Here is a 19,872-nt window from a genome sequence, read left to right on the forward strand (position 1 = left end):
TCAGTCTAGCATTTCCACCGTAAACAGTTATCAGTTGTTTCGCTTTAAGTGGGATCGGTATGAACAGATACGAACTATTTGCTCTCTTATTTAAACTAGCGTACTGCTGAACCCAGCACAGGTGCTGGCATTTCTGAAACAGGGGATACTGACTTTTGAGGAATTTGATTACTAGGATTTAGTGCTGCGATTAAGTGCAGCAAAAAAGTGATTAAAGCAGCTTGCATAAGTCTTTCCAGCATAGTACTTCTCTCTGTTAATAATAAGATTTTAAGTAAAATTGGTTATTCTAAATACACCTCATACTCCTGATTTACCCGATTTGCAAAATATCTCCGGATAATTAACCAGAAAAAAAATTAACCTGTGAAAAAAGTTACTAATACCTGAAAAAAAATTTTAACTAAGCTATAGTTGCCAAATACAGGCAAGCCAAATTATACCTGAGTTCGATTTTGGATTGATTTCAAGGACAAATCTGGGGGCTTGTACCATCAACTATTGGTCAATATTTAAGGACTTGTGTAGAAAGGTGAGAATAGGACTTAATCTGGCGTTGATTAACCATTCGTTTAACCCTCTTTTCACATCACGATAGTTACTTAGACTCCGATCCGCCTCAAAAGGTGCCGATAAAAAAATTTTGATTTGAGATATCTGATTTTAGACTTTTCCCACATGAGTATCTAGAACCACTTCAGGAACTACTAGACAAAGCTCTACACAAGGAAAAATTTTTAGTGTATATCAATGAAGCTCATATTCATCTTGACACTGATTAAGGCTATGGTTAGTCAGTTAAAGGTGAACGTGTTTGGATTAGTTCTTGCTCACCTAGTAGAACCAAGGTATCTTTCTATGGTGTTTATATTTATAACTTAGGTGAAGTCAGGATTTTACCCTATTAAACAGCTAATGGGATTAATACTATTGAGGTTCTCAACAACCTCAAAACCGAATTTCCTCACCAACCCATGAATCTGGTTTGGGATGGCGCGCCCTATCATCGCTCTCAAATTACTCAAGATGCAGCCAAGGAGCTGGAAATTAATTTACAACCGCTCTCCGCTTATAGTCCTGATTTTATGCCTGTTGAACATCTTTGGTAGTAGTTACGAGAGGATGTAACTTATCATACTTGCTATCTATCTCAAGTTGATTTAATTCAGGCTCTTTATCACTTTCAGGATCACATCAATCTTGATCCTATTTCTCTGGCTGATCGATTATGGGTTAAAAATCATCTTGACCCTGATGAAGAAAAACTAAAGAAAGACACACAGGGACTTTATAAAAAGTATAGAAATAATCCCAAACGTGGAGTAGGCTCTTGGAATGGGCATATAAAAACCTATGAGGATCAGAGAAGAGATTTAAATAAACTTCTTGATCATTGGAAACGCAGTGGATGTGGTGACTTAGACAAAACTCGTGATGTTACTAAACAGCAAATAAACCCAATTCTTGAAGAAGCTAAGTATTGGGCAAATAAACCAGCCCCATAAAAGCCAGATAATGCTGATATCTTTGAGTTACCATAAATCGATTTGCCGAACTTTGAATTTAACTTTGACGGGATTACAGCAATATTTAGGATTCTCTGGGGAAATGAGCAAACAGTTTAGTAATTTAAGTTTATTGTAAACAATTAGCGAAAAACGGACAACCAGAAATCGATGACATCTGAAGCTTTATGGCGAGACTGGAAACCTCGTCTTTAGGTTCCAGCTTTATCTCCCTTCTATAATTACTTTCTTCCTTTATATTTTCAAGGGAGACTCAGGAAAAGTTTGCTAAATGTTAGAAATACCATCCTCTCCACTGGAAGAATTGTATGATGTGTTGCTTGGTGGGGACGGTTTACTTGCTTACCATCAGCCATAACATTAACTAAATTTAAATAAATCACTATTTTTAAACACCCTTTTTTAAAGAAATCAAGGAATTTGAATTTTCAACAATTGATTCATTTCCGCCTCTCATTCCTCAAAATTATTAATTTTATTGAGATGATATCTAATATTATTATTACCTGTAAGAACATTCTTTCATAATTTGGCTGTATTCTCAATAGAATATCCATTGCTGGCTGCCTTTATTATAATCTTAAATAAGGTTTGGTGGTAACATACCCCCTGAGTTTCAATGGAGAAATTTTCTACTAAACACTCAATAACCTCTTCAGGAGTTTCTGAGTCTGTTAAAACCAGTTCTTCTTATGAAACCGTCAACTTCTTCGGCCAATATGCTACACACTACTTTCATCATTTCATTTTTTGACCCATTTTAAATATGAATTCAGTAGTTTATAGCACCTGCATATACTTAAAAGTGATTAGTGCTCGCTCTTCTCTTAAAAACTTTTTGGTTTACTGCTAATTCCCAACTAGCAACTTGCGTTAGATAGAATAAATGACAAATAGCTACAAACACGCTCATGATTCCTATCGTTATTGAACAATCGGGTCGAGGTGAACGCGCCTTTGATATCTACTCACGGCTGTTACGTGAGCGCATTATCTTTTTGGGACAACAGGTAGATAGCGGTCTAGCTAACTTGATTGTTGCCCAATTGTTGTTTTTAGATGCTGAAGACCCGGAGAAAGACATTTATATGTATATCAATTCTCCTGGTGGTTCAGTGACGGCGGGGATGGGCATTTTTGACACCATGAAAAATATCCGCCCTGATGTCTGTACCATTTGTACCGGACTGGCAGCGAGTATGGGCGCTTTCCTTCTTAGTGCTGGAACCAAAGGTAAGCGTATGAGTTTACCACATTCACGAATTATGATTCACCAACCTTTAGGTGGCGCACAAGGACAAGCGACTGATATTGAAATCCAGGCGCGGGAAATTTTATACCACAAGCGCAAGCTGAACGGGTATTTAGCCCAACACACAGGTCAACCACTTGAGCGTATTGCGGAAGATACAGAACGAGACTTCTTCATGTCTCCAGAAGAAGCTCAGGAATACGGCTTAATTGACCAAGTAATTGACCGTCACGCCGCCGGTAGCCGTCCAATGGCGGTGGTGTAGGGGACTGGGGACTAGGGACTGGGGACTGGTCAAAATACCCAATTACCAACCAGCAACTACCAATTACCCATTCCCTTCTTTTAAAACCCCGCTATGGGATCAGGTTGAGATTTGAGGTAGTTGAGAAAATCCAGCAATTCTTCTTCGCTAAGTAAAGAACGCCCTAACTTACCGTAGGTTTTTTTGAGATGTTCTCTTCCCTGTTCTTTTGTCCAGCCTAAACGCTCTATCTGCACATCCGTTTGGGCAATGACATGGGATAAATTTACTGGTTCGTTTTTCTTCTTCCTTTTAGCGAGCGCTGATTGTGAGCTAATATCGTCGGTAGGAGAATAACTGCGTGGTGTAAATGGTGTGATGTTAGTTGCACTAATTGTTGGTAAGGGTTGAAGTTCAGGTTCTGGACTAGATAACATCTCTAGTTCGGGCGCTGAAGTATAAATTTCTTGATCTCTGGTATTAGTTCCAGAAAAACTTTGACTTAACGCTGGGTTGTCAATATCTCTTGTAGTGTTGTTGTTTTGTCTAATTGCGGGGGGTGAAGTTGTTTCTGTGTTACTGTCCAGTGACCATTGATTACTGACAACTTCACTCGATGCAGAGACCGACTCATTTAATACATTCGTAGTATTTACGGTAGGGTTTAATTGAGCCGGAGAAATGGGTTTTGCAGAAAATGGCACTGTTTCCCCAGTACTAGTGATTCCCAAAACCATCAGCGCCCGATTTCTGGCTTGATCTTCGGCAACTTCTACAGTTTCTGCTGCTGACATACCAGTGGCACGGGTGACACCTTCAATTTGTACACTAACTCGGACAATATATTTGCCTTGAAAAATCTGTACCAATTCGGAAATCATGCTGCCGTTGGTATACAAGCTCTGGAATTGAGCCAACATCATACTGCCACCAATCTAAATCTGTTTAAATTTATTTGTACTTGATAGGACTTCCTGGTACTTTTCGCGCTATGATCATCTGTCACGATTGTAGCAGAAATTAACTCCTGCTGACTCACTCAGGGTGTTCTTCCTTTCAATGCTATACTAATTACCCAAATCAATATCTAGAAGTATTTTCTGGAAGTGCGCCCTAAATCTACAATAATAAAGATAAGGTTCGCCCTCATTGCTTGTTAAGCTGCTTACCTGATTCTTACCGATTCTACAGATGGGAAAATTGGGTTTATCGGCAGTTTCTCCTAGTTAAAACTCAGATTCTCATGGCGTAAAATTACCTGAAATCTAAACAATCAAACACCTGTTTCTTGCCTTGTGTAGGAGTTTGTAGGTAAAATGGAGAGCTCTCTAAACCAAATCTCTCAAAAACCACGAGCATCATTACCAGGTGGAAATCGAGTATCAGGAGTCCTTTGTAACATTGGTTAGGTGAAGAAAGTTGAACCCAGGTGAACTCTGAGAGTGTCGTGCAGTGAGAAGTCCGAGCAGAGGAGAGGGTTCCTCTAACAGGAACTTAGGCAGCCTTGCCTTCTCTACGAGACGCTATCCAAACGGGTAATTCGTTGGCAAAAAGTGTCTGTAGGCTGTGAGGATATACAGGGAAGAACCAGATTACACGAAAAATGATGTTTTGACCAAAGGTCGGTTCACTGCATGGAATTTTCAATCGCTACACTCCTTACCAATTTTACTGATGATAAATTGGTAGCTCGGAAGGTTTTGGAAAAAAAACTGGGTTGTGAGGATGAAGACAGTTTAGAAAAACTTCACATTGCTTTGGAGGTGCTAGAAAAAACTGGGCTGTTAGTAAAAGAACGTGGTAAATATCGCCGTGTATCAGAAGAGGGGCTAATTGAAGCTAAACTCCGCTGTTCTAGCAAGGGCTTTTGCTTTGCAATTCAGGACGTGGAAGGCTCTGAGGATATTTACATCCGGGAAAGTCATCTTAGTAATGCCTGGAATGGCGATCGCGTTTTGGTCAGAGTACTAAAAGAAGGTAGTCGTCGGCGTTCTCCTGAAGGCGAAGTGAAGTTGATTCTGGAGCGTTCCAATCACACTTTACTCGCACGGATTAAGCAAGTGGAAGGGGGTTTCCGTGCTGTTCCTTTAGATGATCGTCTGCTGTTTGAATTGAAATTGTTAACAAACGGCATGAAATTAGAAGAAGCTATCGACCACCTGGCTCATGTAGAAGTTCTGCGTTATCCTTTAGCTCAGTATCCACCTCTCGGGCAGGTTGTACAAATACTGGGTAGTGATGCAGAAGCTGCTGCTGATATAGATTTGGTAACTTGTAAACACGATTTATCTCGGAATTTTTCGGAAAACGTATTAGATACAGCCGCTAAGTTGCCCAAAAAGTTACTGAAAGCAGATTTGAAAGATCGCGTAGATTTACGTAACTTGTTTACTCTGACGATAGAAGGGGTAAACGGTGATGATAGGGTCATAGAAAATGCTTGGAGCTTGGAAAAAAATCCCAGTGGCCCATGGCGGTTGATTGTTCATGTCACTGATTTATCTCACTATATTCAGGCTGATGAAATATTAGACCGAGAAGCACTCAAACGGGGGAGGTCAGTGTATCTCGGAGAATTAATTTTACCGATGTTACCTGATACTGTGGGAGAACGTTGTTCTTTGATGCCAGGTAGCGATCACCTTTGTCTCTCTTTTGTGATTACTATTGATCCCCAATCGGGAGAAGTGTTGGAATGGGAAATTCAACCCAGTGTCATTAATGTAGATCAGTCCATCAGCAAACAACAAGCACAAGCAGTTCTCACAGGTGAATCAACAAAAGCATCTGCGGAAAGTATAGAGATATTACATAACCTAGCCACTTTGGCTAAAGCAGCTAAACAAGCTCGGTTGTCTCGCGGTAGTTTACAATTGAACCTACCACCTAGCCAAAATCCTTACCATGATGAGGGAGCGATGGGGGCTGTGGTAGTCAATGACTCACCAGTGCGATCACTCATCACAGAGTATGTACTGTTGGTTAATGAACTGATGGGAGAGCATCTCAGCGCCTTGGGAGTTCCCGCTATTTGGCGAGTCCAAGGGACACCCGATCCTGAAGATGTTCAGGAAATGCTGAAATTAGCCATTAATTTGGGTGTGGAACTGACACTTGATCCAGATTTGGAAATTCAACCTCTAGATTATCAACACTTAACTAGAGCTTTTACAGAATCACCATCGGAACAAGTCCTTACCTACTTGTTACAAGATACTCTCAAGCCATCTTTATACAGCACCACCAAAACTCCGCACTTTGGTTTAGCTCTGCCACAGTATCTTCACTTTAGTTCTCCCTTACGGCGTTATCCAGATTTATTAATGCAAAGGGTGTATCATGCTCTACTGGAATACGGGCGCGATCGCCGTAACACCCGTGTCAAAGAGCGTGTTAACTTGCGTCACTCGGCTTCCCATCTGGAAATTAACTGGAATGTTCTCCCTCCAGAACTCCAACAAGAACTACAAAGCGATTTAACCAGAGTCCTTGTTCAGATTAATGACAGAGAAAAAGAAGTCCAAGAAGCTGAAGCCGATTTAGCCGGACTGCAAAAAGCCCAACTGATGAAACAGCGAATCGGTCAAGTCTTTCCCGGTGTAATTACTGGGGTTCAATCCTACGGCTTCTTTGTCGAAATTGAAGTTCCAGCCACTGAGTTAGAAATCGGTTCCAAGCTGAGTACACCATTGCGAGTAGAAGGACTGGTTCACGTCAGTTCCCTCAAAGATGATTGGTATGAATACCGCGCTAGACAACAAGCTCTTTTTGGCCGCAAAAATCGCGCCTCCTATCGACTAGGCGATCGCGTAGCTGTACAAGTCAAAAGTGTAGATTACTATCGCCAGCAAATTGACTTAGTCACAGTTGGTGCTGATGGTGTAGCCAAAGACTTAGGAGTTGGAGCAGGAAATCAAGATACATCCGATGGTTACTTAGAAGATCACACAGACACTCTTGATTTAGATTTATACGATGAGGATGAGTAACTTTCCCAGATAATTAATTCCGTGTCAACTAGCACAAAACCACTTATTTTAGGTATATCAGGCGCATCTGGTCTGATTTATGCCGTTCGCACTCTAAAATTTCTCTTAGCAGCAGAGTATATAATCGAACTCGTTGCTTCCAAATCAACTTACATGGTTTGGCAAGCAGAGCAAGATATTCGTATGCCAGCAGATCCCGAAGCACAAGAGAAATTTTGGCGACAGGAAGCCGGAGTTCCCCTACTTGGTAAACTCCGCTGTCATCCTTGGAGTGATGTTGGTGCTGGAATCGCTAGTGGTTCTTTCAAAACTCTGGGTATGCTCATTATGCCATGCAGCATGAGTACAGTGGCCAAACTAGCTGTAGGGATGAGTTCCGACCTGCTAGAAAGAGCAGCAGATGTCCAAATTAAAGAAGGACGTAAGCTGGTTATTGTTCCCAGGGAAACTCCTTTTAGCCTGATTCACCTACGGAACTTAACAACCTTAGCAGAAACAGGAGTGAGAGTAGTTCCTGCTATACCTGCTTGGTATCACAATCCCCAAACCATTGAAGATTTAGTTGATTTTGTAGTAGCCCGTGCTTTAGATCAGCTAGATATTGACTGTATACCTATTCAACGTTGGCAAGGTCATCTTTAAATCAGTTATCAGTTTCTTTACTATTTAAGTAGGAAGGCACAAGAAACCGTAGACGGGCAGCGGCTTCTCGGAGAGTAGTATGTGACGAAAAGTAAAATTCACCAAAACCTCTTGCCTCTTGCCTTGTCATAACGACAATTTGTAACACCCACCTACTTATTGATAACTGTTCCCTATTTCCTAACAGTTGATAAAAATGGCTATAATTCGCTTAATCTTGTTAGTAGTCACACTGGGAGGACTAACACTATTATTAGTCCAAAATTTTTCCCCTGCCCTTCCCCTGGTATTTTTGGGTATGCGGACTCAACCATTACCATTAAGTTTATGGATTTTATTTAGCATAGTGGCTGGTGGGTTTACATCTTTTTTAATTACTACCTTATTAAAATTTGGTAATTATTTTGCTCAACAGTCATCAACAACCACAGTCAAATCAACTGCAAATGTACCACGCACCAAGACAAATGCAAGGGGAGAAAATAGACAAACTTCTCAAACCTCATACAAGCAAACAAGTACAACTGATTACAATACTAATAACGAGTTTGATGATTGGGACACAAATCGTAATCAAGAGAACGATTGGGATTTTGACGAATCACCACAGACACCAAGCTCGAAAAGCTCCTCACCTCAGCAACCACCCAAAAATAGTTCCCCTTATGATTCTGTTTACTCCTACAGTTCCCAAGAAACCAAAAATACTGGAGTGGGAAAAACTAAACCCATTTATGATGCTGATTATCGAGTAATAATCCCTCCTTATCAACCACCAACTACTGATCAAACAAATGATGATGATTGGGATTTTTTTGAAGATGAAGATTTGGACTATGATAAAAAATCTACTCGACAGTAGAAACAACCAAAATAAGTAAATATTTTACCTCTTAACCTTTTCCCAACTTCAGCAAGAACTATACACCCTGCACTTGTCTCTGTACTCCCGCGATTCTTGTATGATTTCACCCATCATTGCGGCTTCCTGTAAAGCCATAAAGGCATTAAGATATTCAAAATCATATCAAGCAGATAAAAGTTGTCTGAGTTGGTTCTCTGCTTGGAAAGTCAAATAGCCAGTTGTTAAAGCTGTTTGCACAATGTCTCGGACTTGAGTCATTGTTGATCCCTCATTAGTAATATAAAACTCATTGAACTTTCTAATTTTGACAAAATTTATTTCCCTAAAGTTTCCAACAAGTTCTATAAGGTTTCCGTTAAGTTTAAGCATACCTAAGTAGTAAAGAAAAATGCACCTAACACTTGTTATTAAATTCGTTAATAATTTATTTATCTTTAGTTTATTCAGACTTTATATACTAAGCGTTAGTATATCCTTACCGTTACGGTAAATCCACTACTAACCGTAAATCCACTAGTGACAATAATGGCGGCAGTAGATTCCCCACCAATCGAAGAAGAATTTACAGAAGCTCAAAAAAATTGGGCTTTAAACAAATTAAACGTAGATTTAGCTTCTGCCAAGAGAAAAGCTTTCACACCCATGGAAAAGAAATTGGTGAGAGGTTTGCTTTGTGGTTGTAGTCCTGCGGAAGTAGCCAAAAAAGTTTATCAAAGTAGCACTAGCAGCACTGTCAGAGTTTATCTTTGTAATGAATTATATAAATACATACAAGATATGCTGAGTAATCAGGCAGGATGCTTAATTAAAGTGAAAAACTGGAGTCATGTAACTCATTTATTAGAAAAAGCTGGGTATAAAAGAACTGATTTTAAATACCATCAATAACCAAATTGATCACAAATACCAGGGAGGAATAAACTGAATTACCAAAAGTTGAAGCAACCAAAATTCAATATCCGGGTCAAGCTGTTGATATCAGTGGCTTCTGTGGAAGAAACACAGAACTCACCAGAGTTTCAGAATGGATTGTCAATCAGCGTTGTCAGTTCGTTATAGTTTTGGTAATGGGTGGAATTGGTAAAACTGCTTTTTCTATCAAGTTAGCACAGGAGATTGAAGATCAGTTTGATTATGTGATCTGGCGATCGCTCCATCTATGCCGTAAGATAGATGCAATAGAGAGGGCCGGAAATTTAGAAATTATGTGTCTGGCTTTCCATAGTGTTAAGATTAGGAAAGAGCCAAGGAAAGAGTCAGGTTTGGGAATAGTTACGGATAGTTCCTATCCATGAAGATGTTGATGACAAATTCATAACTGACCTCATATCCATAACATGTATGAAATGGGCAACACTGATGAACCAATTCCTAATGTGACTAAACCACAAATCCTAAGAATTACTTGTGAGTAAATTGGGGAATCCAGGGGAAATCTTTGGGGAAATCTTTGTTGAGGTACCCGGAATGTTTTTACAAGTCTAATGACCTGTTCAAAAAAAATAGCCTTGGTGGAAAACTCTTTGTTTCCTGCCTTTTGTTCTGAGTCGCCATGGCATAATCGCTATAATCTTTTTCTACCTGTTCAAGGAGACTAACAGGGAAAACATTTGGTAATATCTCTAGCCAGTAATGAAATGTGTCCTTTGCTTCCGTTTTCCATATACCGAAATGGAAATCTAAAACCTCAAATATTGGCATTTCCCTCCACTAGAACAAGCATAGACATACCTGTTCTTTTATCTCTAGTTTCCCTTTCCCCCCTCCTCCTTTCTGATTTATATCTATGTTTTTACTTTCTATGTCACCTTGAAGTTTTTTATGCTGCATTTCACCTTGGGCTAACAAGTCTTGAAACTGATGGTTAGTTATTCCCAGTATTTGTTTTCTACGATGTGGATATTCTTGAATATAGTTAATTTAGTGGATTTTTCCTTTTGGTACACCCTCAAAATTCCCTTCTAGCATTTTTTTCACACCAAGTTCATTTTCCTGACAGGTTAACTGATTGAAAACCAAGCTGATTTTGAAAGGGAGAAAGGTGAAGTATATGCCTCGATTCTTGGATGATTTCTGGGATTACTATCCAGATTTACTCCCTTACAAAGATGCACCCAGTGAGCAAAAGGCTGGAAAACTCCGGTCTGAGTTTTGGAAACTTTAGGATACTAAAAGTGGTTATCAACAGTTGGATGAGCAAAAACAGTTAACGCTCCTGAAAATTGCGGAGTTCTTATATGTTTGAGAGCATCCTGAATTACCTTTGCACCATCGTCCGGCAGAGTTAGCTGCCGGACGATGGTGCAGCGACGTAATATTAGTTATGCCACTCAAACTCTAGAAGGTACTCAGGCGTGGGAGACTTTTATGTCTCTTGTTCCTACTACTCGTAAGTTAGGTATCGGCTTTTTTGAGTATGTCCATGACCGCATTTCTCACACTAGGAAAATCCCGATTTTAGCAACTATTCTTCGTGAGCAGTCTTCTCTTAATTCCTTTGGTTGTTCATCGATGCCCCAATAACTCCTTCCCCGAAATATTCAGGAGATACATTGTTCCTAATAGTAATTTCCCAGCTTTTAGAACGCTTCTCAGCTTTATATTGCCATTTGAGCAAGTGCATGACAATTAATTTCAGATAGCTCCGGAAAGCTTTCTTTTCACTTCCTCCCAAAGTTTCAAGTTCCTCAATTAAGTTTTCAATATCCACAGATTGAAATTCATAATCTCGTAATTTTCCTATCTTAGTTTCAAACCACAGAGAACAATCTTGATTGTATAATGTTTCTTGAGTTTGAAGTTTCATGGCTTTTTATACTGTAAAATACAGCCTTTCTCCAGCCTTGATCCTATTCTACAATCATCATCTCATCTTTTAAATCTCGGTATGTCATTCCGTTAGTTTATGTGTAATAGATATCATTGGTTATAACTCAAGAAGAAGAGCCAATGACCAATAGCTGTAGATTGGTAATTTCTGCTAAATTTTTTCACATCAATCCATACTCAGCTTTGACAATCTGAAGAGAAAACGTTTTTTCTCATACTTATGAATTTGTTGATACTGCCAATTTCTAATAAAGCAGAGCGCCAATCCCAAAAATCAGGAGCGCGATAGATAAAATAGCTAATTAAAAATGGACGCGCTAAAAAAACAAAACTAATAGGAATATTATCTCTAAACAGTTCTCTTTTTTGGTTTAAGTGATTTAAGATGTGTGGTACTTTGGTTAAATTACTAAATTTATCTTCTGTAATTTGTCCAAAATTTTCTTGTTCATACTGGTAGAGTGAATGTTCTAAACCTGTAATTAATAAAACATCAAATTGTTGATTATTATAAAGCTCAAGCACTCTTTCATATAAAGTATCAATTGGCTCAATTAAACGCAAAACTCCGACTTTCTTATTTGGCAAATCATAGATTATTTTGGTAATTATTTTTTCATCGTCTAACGGTGTAGACTGCACGAAATATAAGCCAAATTTTCTGTTGCGTGTCAGATGGCTAATTAAGTCTTGATATTCTTCTTTTTCATCAGGGAGTAAGTCTTCATCCAAATGGCTATAATTTTTCATCATGGAAGTTTTTCTATAGCTTCTTTAAATTCCTGAATGCCTTGAATAAGTGGGTGAATATCGTACCAGCGTTGCATTTCCCCTTCTTCATCCAAGTAGCGATACTCTAACAAACAACGATTAAACATCAAACTCCGATACTGATCATCGTTAATGATCCGCTTAGAACGGGATACTTCTGCTAACAAACTCCATTGATGGTTTTCTACAGCACGGCGATAAGTGTCTCTAGCTTGCGTAATGGCGCGTCGAACTGCTCTTTCGGAAATTGGTAAATTTTGAGTGCGTCCAATCGCATCCTGAGTTAACAATAGCAAATTTCTGACATGACCTCCACTCATTAAACAAAGTCGTTCTAGGGTTTCTAGACTGTCAAATATTGCAGTTTCTATAGGTTTATTGGGCGAAAACTGTTTAATCCGCCGAGAAATTACTTCTTTAACCTTATTTATTCCGGGTTGATAAATTTCACCTTTGGGAGTACGAACCATCACCATTGGTAAAATTTGAGGATCACCGTATATATCACGTAAGTCTGTTGCTCTTGTGGAATAGACCATTGCAATGGGTACAGTATAAATTAGGTGGCAATCTAAAGATTTTAGTTGTTCACACCGATCTAAAAAAACTTCTTCATAATTTGTACGTTCACCATCTTTAACTAAAACCATTCGGTCTAAGTTATCAACAATTACCGCTAGTTGATTACAGTTGGCGGGTAGACGCTTTTTTACATCCGTAAGAAATTCATTTAAAACTTTAATTAAAGTGACAGTATGAGGATTTACTCTTTCTCGAATTTCTTGACGTAGTTCGGGAACGGCTCTTAAATTTGCTGTTAATTTGGCGAACTGACAAATTTGTAGTTCTACATTCATGTCCTCAATCTGAATTTCAGTTAGTGCCAAATCTTTTAAATCTTGCCAACGATCTTTCAGCCAATTTAGCACTGGTTTAGGATTACCCATGGTCCGCAATTCTTGCAGTAACCGCCGAGTACAAGCAAGCAGAATGTCTGTATATTGGGCATCTTCTGAATCAATATCTTCTTCATCAGCAGCAAAATAAACTACATAACATTGTCTTGCTTCTAAATATTCTTTTAGTCTCAGTAATTCTGTGGATTTACCCGCACCTCTATGACCAGAATATAGTTGACAAGTATTTTGACTTGCTAATTGAATGCGATTTCCTAGCTCTTCTAGAATATCTGCATCTCCTCGCACAGCTTGACAGTCTACATAATTAGGATCACCTGCGGGTAGGGGCTGAAAAGGGTTAAAAGCATTGTAGAGGTTTTTGAGTAATTCAGAATTATTGGTCATAGGTAAACAACTTATGTTCTTGGGTATTAATGAGACTAAAAAAACAGTAAAAATAGGCAGAGGTAAACAAGAAATCCAATTTTAATCGAAGAAAGTGAAAATGTCATATAGGAGATTTTGTTTCTGAAATTACTCGGAAGGGCAGGGAATAGGCAAGAATGGAACTCCTTTTGTACGGAATTCTTTCAAAAATCAAATAAGTAGGTGGGCGGAAAAAATTTATAACTATGTCATGGCGAATGCAGCAAAGGGGAATCAAGCAGTTGAAAGGGTTTTAAGTAATTTACATTTTGTTACATAGTTATATTTAGTTTGTGTTTATCTACTTAGGAGACAGATAGGAGTCCTATATTTCTAATTGCATTAAAGCTTGAAATCTTCTATCTTCTCGAATACAATCAAAATCAAGATCGGTTTTTGCCCTTGTTAAAACTTCTGTTGGTTGGAGACTAATTGCTTGTTGCAAGTTTTCTAATGCTTGCTCAATGTCACCATGAAGAGCATAACAGCAAGCTTTATTATACCAACCATAATTGTCATCAGGTTTTATTTTTAGGGCTTGGTCATAAGAAAAAATTGCTTCTTCAGTACGTCCTAAATCATCAAGTGCATTGCCACGATTATTCCAAGCATAATGGTCATAAGGGTTGAGTTTCAGGGCTTGGTCATAAGAAAAAATCGCTTCTTCATTCCGTCCTAAACTTCGTAGTGCGATACCACGATTATACCAAGCGTAGTAATCATCAGGTTGAATTTTTAAAGCTTCGTCATAAGAGAAAACTGCCTCTTCATTGTGTCTTAAATTCCGCAATGCTATACCCCGGTTATTCCAAACATAATGATCACTAGGTTTATATTTTAAAGCTTCATTATAGGATAAAATTGCTTCTTCATTACGTCCTAAGTTCCGCAGTGTATTGCCAAGTTCGTACCAAGAATAGTGGTCATGAGAATTATAATCTATAGCTTCATTATAAGATAAAATTGCTTCCTCATTACGTCCTAAGTTCCGCAGTGCATTTCCACGATTTTTCCAAGCATAGTGGTCATAAGGTTTAATTCTTATGGCTTGGTTATAAGATAAAATTGCTTCTTCATTGTCTCCTAAATTCAATAGTGCATTTCCACGATTGTACCAAGCATAATGGTCATCTGGTTGAAATTTTAGTTCTTGTTCATAGAATGTAATTGCGGTTTCGTACTCATGTGCAGAATAAAGTAGATTTCCTAGTTCAAATAGTAAACTTGCTCTATTACTATCTGTTTGATGTTTTTCTGTAAGCAGTTCTTGGATTTCTAGAACTTTTTCAATTTTTTCTTCTGGAGTAAGTTGCAGATATTTTTCATAATCTCCTTCTAATAGAAGACGACGAGATTCTTCTTCAACTAATTCTGGTGTCGTTGGTAATTCATATACTCCAGATCGCCAATCAAAAAAATCAGGAGCGCGATGAATTAAATAGTTAAGGGAAAATGAACGCAATAAAAATACGAAGCAAAATGGAAAGTCATCTCTAAATCTTTCTCGTTGTTGGTTGAGATGATTTAGTATTGGCGGGACTTTGCTTAAATTTATAAATTGACCTTCAGTGATTTCACCAAAGTTTCTTTTTTCATATTTATATAAAGAATATTCCAGACCTTTAATTAATAAGATATCAATTTGTTGGTCTTGAATGCAATTAGTGATTTGTTGATATAATTTATCAACTGGTTCAAATAAGCGTAATACGGCAATTTTTTTATGTGGAATATCCTGGGGAATTTTATTAATAAACCGATCAGATCCCACAGGATTACATTGTACAAAGTATAAACCAAATCCTGATTTCCTTTCCACGGCGCAAAGTAAATCTTGATAAATTTCTTCAGGATCTGGAGGGAAATCATCATCCCAGGTACTGTAATTAAGTGTCATATAGATTTCATAGTAGATGCTGTCGTAAAAAATGACGAATGGGCAGAAATTCTACACTATTAACACTAATAATCTTGTTTCGTATGTGAAAGTCATTTTTAGCAATCAGAATCTTGTTCATAAGATTAGGTAAAATCAAGAATAAAAATTTAGATAATTTTGTGAGTTAATCTTGCTCACTTCATTATGGCTAATCTCATACTGTTAATGCTTCGTGAGAAATAATGAATATTAGCAATAGCATAATTTAGCTAATATCACGGGTAACTAAGCAAGAATATCGCCGTAGCCATACTTAGATAAGTGTAAATATACTTAATTGCAAATAGTCTTCTTTTATTAGTTAGCCTTTTATCTAGTGAAAACACTTATCTCCTCCTAATACTTACATACATTCGTTGACAATATCTATGTGAATATTTTTATGGGGATAAGGAAGGAGGTAAAAAAGATAGGGTTTATATATTGTCAATTTTTATTTACCAGAAAATACTGGACTTTTGAAGGCTCTCCAATAGCACACAGAAAATCCAAAACATTTTCTGGGTACTACATTTTTTAGGGAATAAATGAAAGTTTTCCGCAGATAGAAAATGCTTAACTCAGTGACAGACAATTTTGAAATTGGGAAACTTAAATTCACTGGAACTTATGAATTACTTGTCTACCAAATTAAGCTTATAAGAAGTATTGGTTATTATGCTGAATTTTTTTGCATTGGGGTAGACTGAGAAATTGAAACACAAGCAACCAAAAATGCAGTTGGACTAGATGTTAGTTTAGGCAACTACTGAGTTTCTATCCCATGATCCTAAAGTTAAATTATGGGAAAATAGTGGACAAATCATAGAATTTTTCTGTGATGTTTGATATTGAGCGATTTCAATGGGGTGTTCAGCTATGCAAAAAATTGTGTTTCTCAGCGAGCTAAGAAACCTGCAAATTTTTTCCGTTGATAGCGGAATTAATAATCTTAAAACCTTGCCTAGAGGGTGTTTTATTAAACGAGGTTTTTAGGAATTTTGTGTACGCTCTAGCTAAATTTGAGGTAGTGTCAAGATGTTGAGTTGAATTGTTCAATTCAACATCCAAACTTTAAAATCTCAAATTCTGTCAGTCTTCTTCCTCCTCTGTCATTCCAGGGTTGATCAGTGTAATATCATACTCACTTGCATCTGTTTGTCCTGAACGTTGACTATTTTTGAGCAAATAATAAATTGCTCGTACTTGGGGTCCAAAAACAATTTCGTCTTCGTTTTTTAGATCATGGGCTAGCATTTTGCGTCCATTAATCATCAAACCATTAGAACTGGGTTTGCCTTTGGGATCACCATCAACAATACGGTAGTAATAGCTGTTGCTATTATTCATGCGCCGTAATCTGACTAATGTAGCATGGTGTCGAGAAACAAACTGTGATATCAATCGGATATTACAATTACGATCTCTACCGATAGAATAGACGGGATTTTCCAGAGGAAATTCTTTGCGTCCTTGATCGTCTTCTATGATCAGTAGATGGTTTTCATTAGGTTGTGCGGCCATTGACAGATGGTTGCTACAATTTGTTGAACTTTGATACGCAAGAATTTGCTGTGTATATTTTTCCTGCATTTTTCCAGACAATTTATTTATTTAATATGAAATCTAATAAGATTTGAAACTACATATCTTGCTAGGTAGATAAGAGTAGATTTTATACTCTTCTAAGAGTATTATCTCTGGGAGGAGTGAGTACAAACTTTATGAATGGGCTGAATACCCCACTAAAATAGTTTAACAGCTATCAGTTTTATCTAGATCGTTGAATGAATGGTATCTACACTTTATAAATTTAGTGCTAATAAATTTAGTGTTAGAGATTGGTGTCGGGGTGAAATTTCCGACTTCAAGCTGGATAACTGTTATGACTATAGCGAGATTATTAGCCATCTGAGTTATTCGTTTTGAGATACTACCTCCCAGTTATAAGTTTACAGTTAATGAGCAAAGCGTCTTAATAAAACTGAGTTAGTGACAACACTAAGTGAACTGAAAGCCATCAGTGCAGCTGCGCTGGATGGACTTAGAATAAAACCCAAGCTAGGTAATAAAGTACCTGCTGCTAAAGGAATACCAATTGTATTATATGCAAAAGCCCAGAATAAATTTTGACGTATTTTATTGAAAGTTGCACGACTGAGCAAAATTGATTCTATGACATCGTTCAGATTGTCACGCATAAGTATGATTGCGGCTGTTTCCATAGCCACGTCTGTGCCAGAGTGTAAAGCGATCCCGACATCTGCTTGAGATAAAGCGGGAGCGTCATTAATCCCATCTCCTATCATTGCTACGATGGATTGATTTTGCCCTGTTTGAAGAGATTGTATTGCTTCTGCTTTTTTTGCCGGGGGGATACCTGCCATTATATTGGTGTTGTTTATTCCCAGTTGCTCTGCGAGTGCACTGACTGCTTCTAATCTATCACCGCTGAGGAGCATGACTCGTAAACCCATCTGACGCAATTTTTCTACTGTTGCTTTTGCGTCTGGTCTGAGGGTATCGCTGACAGCAATTAATCCTGCTAAAGTGCCATCAATGGCAACGTTAATTACTGTTTTACCAGATGTTGCCATTTTTTGGGCTTGTTCTTGTGCTGTTTCACTGAGATTAATTCCATGCCAGTTCAACCATTCCCAGTTACCCAATAAAACTGTTTTGCCTTCTACGATAGCAGAAACGCCCATTCCTGGCTCGGTATGAAAGTCTACAGCATGGGGAATGGACAAATTTTGCTGTTTTGCTGCTTGGTGAATGGCTGTGGCGAGGGGATGGTAAGTACCGCTTTCTACTGCTGCGGCGAGTTGGAGAAGTGATGGAGAAAACTTTTCCGAAGTTGGTGATTCTGCAAGCACTAAACAGTCTGTAACTATGGGCTTACCTGTCGTCAGAGTGCCTGTTTTATCAAAAACAACTGTATCTAGCTGGTGGACTCGTTCTAAAACGTCGCCACCTTTGATTAATAAACCCTGTTCTGCACCCATACCAGTACCGACGAGAATGGCTGTAGGGGTTGCTAGTCCTAAAGCACAGGGACAGGCGACTACCATGACTGCGATCGCTAATTTTAAACTAATTAATAGTGAAGAGTATTCTGTATTTGAGGTTGGGTGATGTGCTGAATGATTCACCATTTCTATACTACTGGAGATAGTGATATCTGGCCAAATGTGAGTACCAAAAAAGTACCAAAAGAGAAATGTGAATAAAGAAGCAGTTAAAACCCCATAGGTAAAGTAACCAGAGACCGTATCTGCTAATTTTTGGACTGGTGCTTTGCGAGTTTGGGCAGCTTCTACCAAAGCTACGATTTGCGCCACAGTGGTATCATTGCCTGTACGAGTCGCTTGAATTGCGATCGCACCAGACTGGTTAATAGTTCCCGCAGCCACCCCATCTCCTAACTGCTTAATAACTGGTACGGCTTCCCCAGTTAACATTGACTCATCCACCGTCGTTTGTCCAAAGCGCACCTCACCATCAACAGGAATTTTATCTCCTGGCAGCACCTGTAACCATTCACCAACCCGCACCTGTTCAGCAGGTATTTCCACAATATTAGCCCCTGCCACTAATTTCTCTGAATCAGGGTTAGGAATCAATCGCGCTGTTTGGGGTTGGAGTGCAAGTAACTGCCTAAATGCTGATGCAGCACGGCCTCTAGCTTGTTTCTCTAAAGTTCTGCCCAGCAGGATAAAACCCAGCATCATCACTGGTTCATCAAAAAAGCATTCCCAACCCATTTGGGGAAACAAGAGAGCTATCAAACTAGCAGTATAAGCCGTCATAGTTCCCAAACTAACCAAAGTATTCATATTTGGCGCACCCCGTCGCCAACCTAACCACCCATCTATTAAAATTGGGCGTCCAGGAATTAATAGCGCCACTGTTGCTAGTCCACAGTGAAACCAGATGTTATTCAATATCGGGATGATGGTGTCAGTAAAATGTCCAATACCTGAAAACACCAACAATACTCCAGCAATCACTAACTGTCTGATTACTGCTTGCATTTCCCGCTGTTGTCTTGTAGCCGAATCTTCAAGAGCCGATTTTTGACCTGCTAGTGTAGTATTAGCCTTGCGGGTTTGCGTAGGAAATCCTGTTGCTGTTAATGCCTTTGCCAGTGCATCTGCATCTAGTGTACCAACTTCAGCTTCCACAACAGCTACTTCCGTGGCCAGGTTGACGCAGACGTTCTTCACTTCTGGATGTTGGATTAGCTGTTTTTCTACTGCTATCACACACCCAGCGCACTTCATACCCCCAACATCTAAAATAATCTTTTCTGTAACTGGGGTAGATTCTGGGGTAAGTTGAGTTTCTTTGAGAAGTTGCATGGCAAGTTTTGAGATTTGCTACCAAAATTCAACGCCTGACAAAAGGATTGTCTACTTTGAGCGTAGGCTAAATCTGGAACTATGGACAACTATGAGATAAAAAAGCATAAGTTTAGGAGTGTGGCCTTCTCCGTGCTATGCGTACAGGAC

Annotated in this window: 18 protein-coding genes and 1 pseudogene; 9 read left to right on the top strand and 10 right to left on the bottom strand. The window is 38.7% G+C overall.

The annotated features are described in order from the left end of the window. Positions 1-95 precede the first annotated feature (95 nt). A complete protein-coding gene (locus AAZO_RS35115) occupies positions 96-242 on the bottom strand; it encodes a hypothetical protein (protein ID WP_013190933.1) in 147 nt (48 codons plus the stop codon). Between the two features lie 678 nt (positions 243-920). Here AAZO_RS35115 and AAZO_RS29460 point away from each other — a divergent pair. Then, complete coding sequence (locus AAZO_RS29460) at positions 921-1,109, top strand: transposase (protein WP_081462736.1); 189 nt, start codon at positions 921-923, stop codon at positions 1,107-1,109. A gap of 1,328 nt (positions 1,110-2,437) precedes the next feature. Further along, positions 2,438-3,043 (top strand): ATP-dependent Clp endopeptidase proteolytic subunit ClpP, encoded by a 606-nt coding sequence (clpP, locus tag AAZO_RS08535; protein ID WP_013190934.1) that lies wholly within the window; start codon positions 2,438-2,440, stop codon positions 3,041-3,043. Positions 3,044-3,123: 80 nt separating this feature from the next. Here the strand turns inward: clpP and AAZO_RS08540 are convergent, their stop codons facing one another. Further along, positions 3,124-3,942 carry a hypothetical protein gene (locus AAZO_RS08540; protein ID WP_041639721.1) on the bottom strand — a complete coding sequence of 273 codons (819 nt, stop codon included), beginning with the start codon at positions 3,940-3,942 and terminating at the stop codon, positions 3,124-3,126. Between the two features lie 714 nt (positions 3,943-4,656). Here AAZO_RS08540 and AAZO_RS08545 point away from each other — a divergent pair. The 3 genes from AAZO_RS08545 to AAZO_RS08555 all read left to right on the top strand — a co-directional run bounded on the left by AAZO_RS08545 (position 4,657) and on the right by AAZO_RS08555 (position 8,515). Next, positions 4,657-7,011, top strand: a complete 2,355-nt coding sequence (locus AAZO_RS08545) for a ribonuclease R family protein (protein ID WP_013190936.1) — start codon at positions 4,657-4,659, stop codon at positions 7,009-7,011. A gap of 21 nt (positions 7,012-7,032) precedes the next feature. Further along, entirely contained in the window at positions 7,033-7,653 is a 621-nt protein-coding gene (locus tag AAZO_RS08550; RefSeq protein WP_013190937.1) for a flavin prenyltransferase UbiX, read from the top strand. 196 nt (positions 7,654-7,849) lie between these two features. Then, positions 7,850-8,515 carry a LapA family protein gene (locus AAZO_RS08555; protein ID WP_013190938.1) on the top strand — a complete coding sequence of 222 codons (666 nt, stop codon included), beginning with the start codon at positions 7,850-7,852 and terminating at the stop codon, positions 8,513-8,515. 48 nt (positions 8,516-8,563) lie between these two features. On the opposite strand, the pseudogene AAZO_RS08560 reads toward AAZO_RS08555, so the two are convergent. Beyond that, positions 8,564-8,776 (bottom strand): annotated as a pseudogene (locus AAZO_RS08560) (hypothetical protein). 267 nt (positions 8,777-9,043) lie between these two features. On the opposite strand from AAZO_RS08560, the gene AAZO_RS08565 reads away from it, so the two are divergent. Together AAZO_RS08565 and AAZO_RS08570 are read left to right on the top strand one after the other, a co-directional pair. Continuing rightward, complete coding sequence (locus tag AAZO_RS08565) at positions 9,044-9,406, top strand: hypothetical protein (RefSeq protein WP_013190940.1); 363 nt, start codon at positions 9,044-9,046, stop codon at positions 9,404-9,406. A 179-nt stretch (positions 9,407-9,585) separates the two neighbouring features. Beyond that, the gene (locus AAZO_RS08570; protein WP_041639724.1) at positions 9,586-9,813 is read left to right on the top strand and encodes a hypothetical protein; all 228 of its coding nucleotides are present in this window, start codon (positions 9,586-9,588) and stop codon (positions 9,811-9,813) included. Positions 9,814-9,991: 178 nt separating this feature from the next. On the opposite strand, the gene AAZO_RS08575 is transcribed toward AAZO_RS08570, so the two are convergent. Continuing rightward, positions 9,992-10,219, bottom strand: a complete 228-nt coding sequence (locus AAZO_RS08575; protein ID WP_041639726.1) for a hypothetical protein — start codon at positions 10,217-10,219, stop codon at positions 9,992-9,994. A gap of 307 nt (positions 10,220-10,526) precedes the next feature. On the opposite strand from AAZO_RS08575, the gene AAZO_RS37550 reads away from it, so the two are divergent. Beyond that, positions 10,527-10,682 carry a hypothetical protein gene (locus AAZO_RS37550; RefSeq protein ID WP_228371576.1) on the top strand — a complete coding sequence of 52 codons (156 nt, stop codon included), beginning with the start codon at positions 10,527-10,529 and terminating at the stop codon, positions 10,680-10,682. Between the two features lie 134 nt (positions 10,683-10,816). Then, positions 10,817-11,041 (top strand): hypothetical protein, encoded by a 225-nt coding sequence (locus AAZO_RS35120; protein WP_187289687.1) that lies wholly within the window; start codon positions 10,817-10,819, stop codon positions 11,039-11,041. On the opposite strand, the gene AAZO_RS08585 is transcribed toward AAZO_RS35120, so the two are convergent. The 6 genes from AAZO_RS08585 to AAZO_RS08610 form a co-directional block, all read right to left on the bottom strand. After that, positions 11,007-11,324, bottom strand: coding sequence for a DUF29 domain-containing protein (locus tag AAZO_RS08585; protein WP_013190941.1), 318 nt, complete (start codon positions 11,322-11,324; stop codon positions 11,007-11,009). The two genes, AAZO_RS35120 and AAZO_RS08585, sit on opposite strands and share 35 nt — an antisense overlap. A gap of 200 nt (positions 11,325-11,524) precedes the next feature. Further along, complete coding sequence (locus AAZO_RS08590) at positions 11,525-12,100, bottom strand: hypothetical protein (RefSeq protein WP_013190942.1); 576 nt, start codon at positions 12,098-12,100, stop codon at positions 11,525-11,527. After that, complete coding sequence (locus tag AAZO_RS08595; RefSeq protein WP_013190943.1) at positions 12,097-13,422, bottom strand: ATP-binding protein; 1,326 nt, start codon at positions 13,420-13,422, stop codon at positions 12,097-12,099. Before AAZO_RS08595 ends, AAZO_RS08590 begins: the two co-directional genes overlap by 4 nt. A gap of 346 nt (positions 13,423-13,768) precedes the next feature. After that, a complete protein-coding gene (locus tag AAZO_RS08600; RefSeq protein ID WP_013190944.1) occupies positions 13,769-15,340 on the bottom strand; it encodes a tetratricopeptide repeat protein in 1,572 nt (523 codons plus the stop codon). 1,113 nt (positions 15,341-16,453) lie between these two features. Then, entirely contained in the window at positions 16,454-16,954 is a 501-nt protein-coding gene (locus AAZO_RS08605; protein ID WP_013190945.1) for an FHA domain-containing protein, read from the bottom strand. Positions 16,955-17,319: 365 nt separating this feature from the next. Then, positions 17,320-19,722, bottom strand: coding sequence for a heavy metal translocating P-type ATPase (locus AAZO_RS08610; protein ID WP_013190946.1), 2,403 nt, complete (start codon positions 19,720-19,722; stop codon positions 17,320-17,322). Positions 19,723-19,872: the final 150 nt, after the last annotated feature.

The organism is 'Nostoc azollae' 0708 (assembly GCF_000196515.1).
Taxonomy (GTDB): domain Bacteria; phylum Cyanobacteriota; class Cyanobacteriia; order Cyanobacteriales; family Nostocaceae; genus Trichormus_B; species Trichormus_B azollae.

What these genes read in the sequence shown, in the direction of transcription:
- AAZO_RS08540 (WP_041639721.1), bottom strand. Translation starts at nt 3,942, where the DNA reads ATGTTGGCTCAATTCCAGAGCTTGTATACCAACGGCAGCATGATTTCC.
- AAZO_RS08545 (WP_013190936.1), top strand. Translation starts at nt 4,657, where the DNA reads ATGGAATTTTCAATCGCTACACTCCTTACCAATTTTACTGATGATAAA.
- AAZO_RS08575 (WP_041639726.1), bottom strand. Translation starts at nt 10,219, where the DNA reads ATGCCAATATTTGAGGTTTTAGATTTCCATTTCGGTATATGGAAAACG.
- AAZO_RS08555 (WP_013190938.1), top strand. Translation starts at nt 7,850, where the DNA reads ATGGCTATAATTCGCTTAATCTTGTTAGTAGTCACACTGGGAGGACTA.
- AAZO_RS08590 (WP_013190942.1), bottom strand. Translation starts at nt 12,100, where the DNA reads ATGATGAAAAATTATAGCCATTTGGATGAAGACTTACTCCCTGATGAA.
- AAZO_RS08570 (WP_041639724.1), top strand. Translation starts at nt 9,586, where the DNA reads ATGGGTGGAATTGGTAAAACTGCTTTTTCTATCAAGTTAGCACAGGAG.
- AAZO_RS08585 (WP_013190941.1), bottom strand. Translation starts at nt 11,324, where the DNA reads ATGAAACTTCAAACTCAAGAAACATTATACAATCAAGATTGTTCTCTG.
- clpP (WP_013190934.1), top strand. Translation starts at nt 2,438, where the DNA reads ATGATTCCTATCGTTATTGAACAATCGGGTCGAGGTGAACGCGCCTTT.
- AAZO_RS35120 (WP_187289687.1), top strand. Translation starts at nt 10,817, where the DNA reads ATGGTGCAGCGACGTAATATTAGTTATGCCACTCAAACTCTAGAAGGT.
- AAZO_RS08565 (WP_013190940.1), top strand. Translation starts at nt 9,044, where the DNA reads ATGGCGGCAGTAGATTCCCCACCAATCGAAGAAGAATTTACAGAAGCT.
- AAZO_RS08610 (WP_013190946.1), bottom strand. Translation starts at nt 19,722, where the DNA reads ATGCAACTTCTCAAAGAAACTCAACTTACCCCAGAATCTACCCCAGTT.
- AAZO_RS08600 (WP_013190944.1), bottom strand. Translation starts at nt 15,340, where the DNA reads ATGACACTTAATTACAGTACCTGGGATGATGATTTCCCTCCAGATCCT.
- AAZO_RS08595 (WP_013190943.1), bottom strand. Translation starts at nt 13,422, where the DNA reads ATGACCAATAATTCTGAATTACTCAAAAACCTCTACAATGCTTTTAAC.
- AAZO_RS08605 (WP_013190945.1), bottom strand. Translation starts at nt 16,954, where the DNA reads ATGCAGGAAAAATATACACAGCAAATTCTTGCGTATCAAAGTTCAACA.
- AAZO_RS35115 (WP_013190933.1), bottom strand. Translation starts at nt 242, where the DNA reads ATGCTGGAAAGACTTATGCAAGCTGCTTTAATCACTTTTTTGCTGCAC.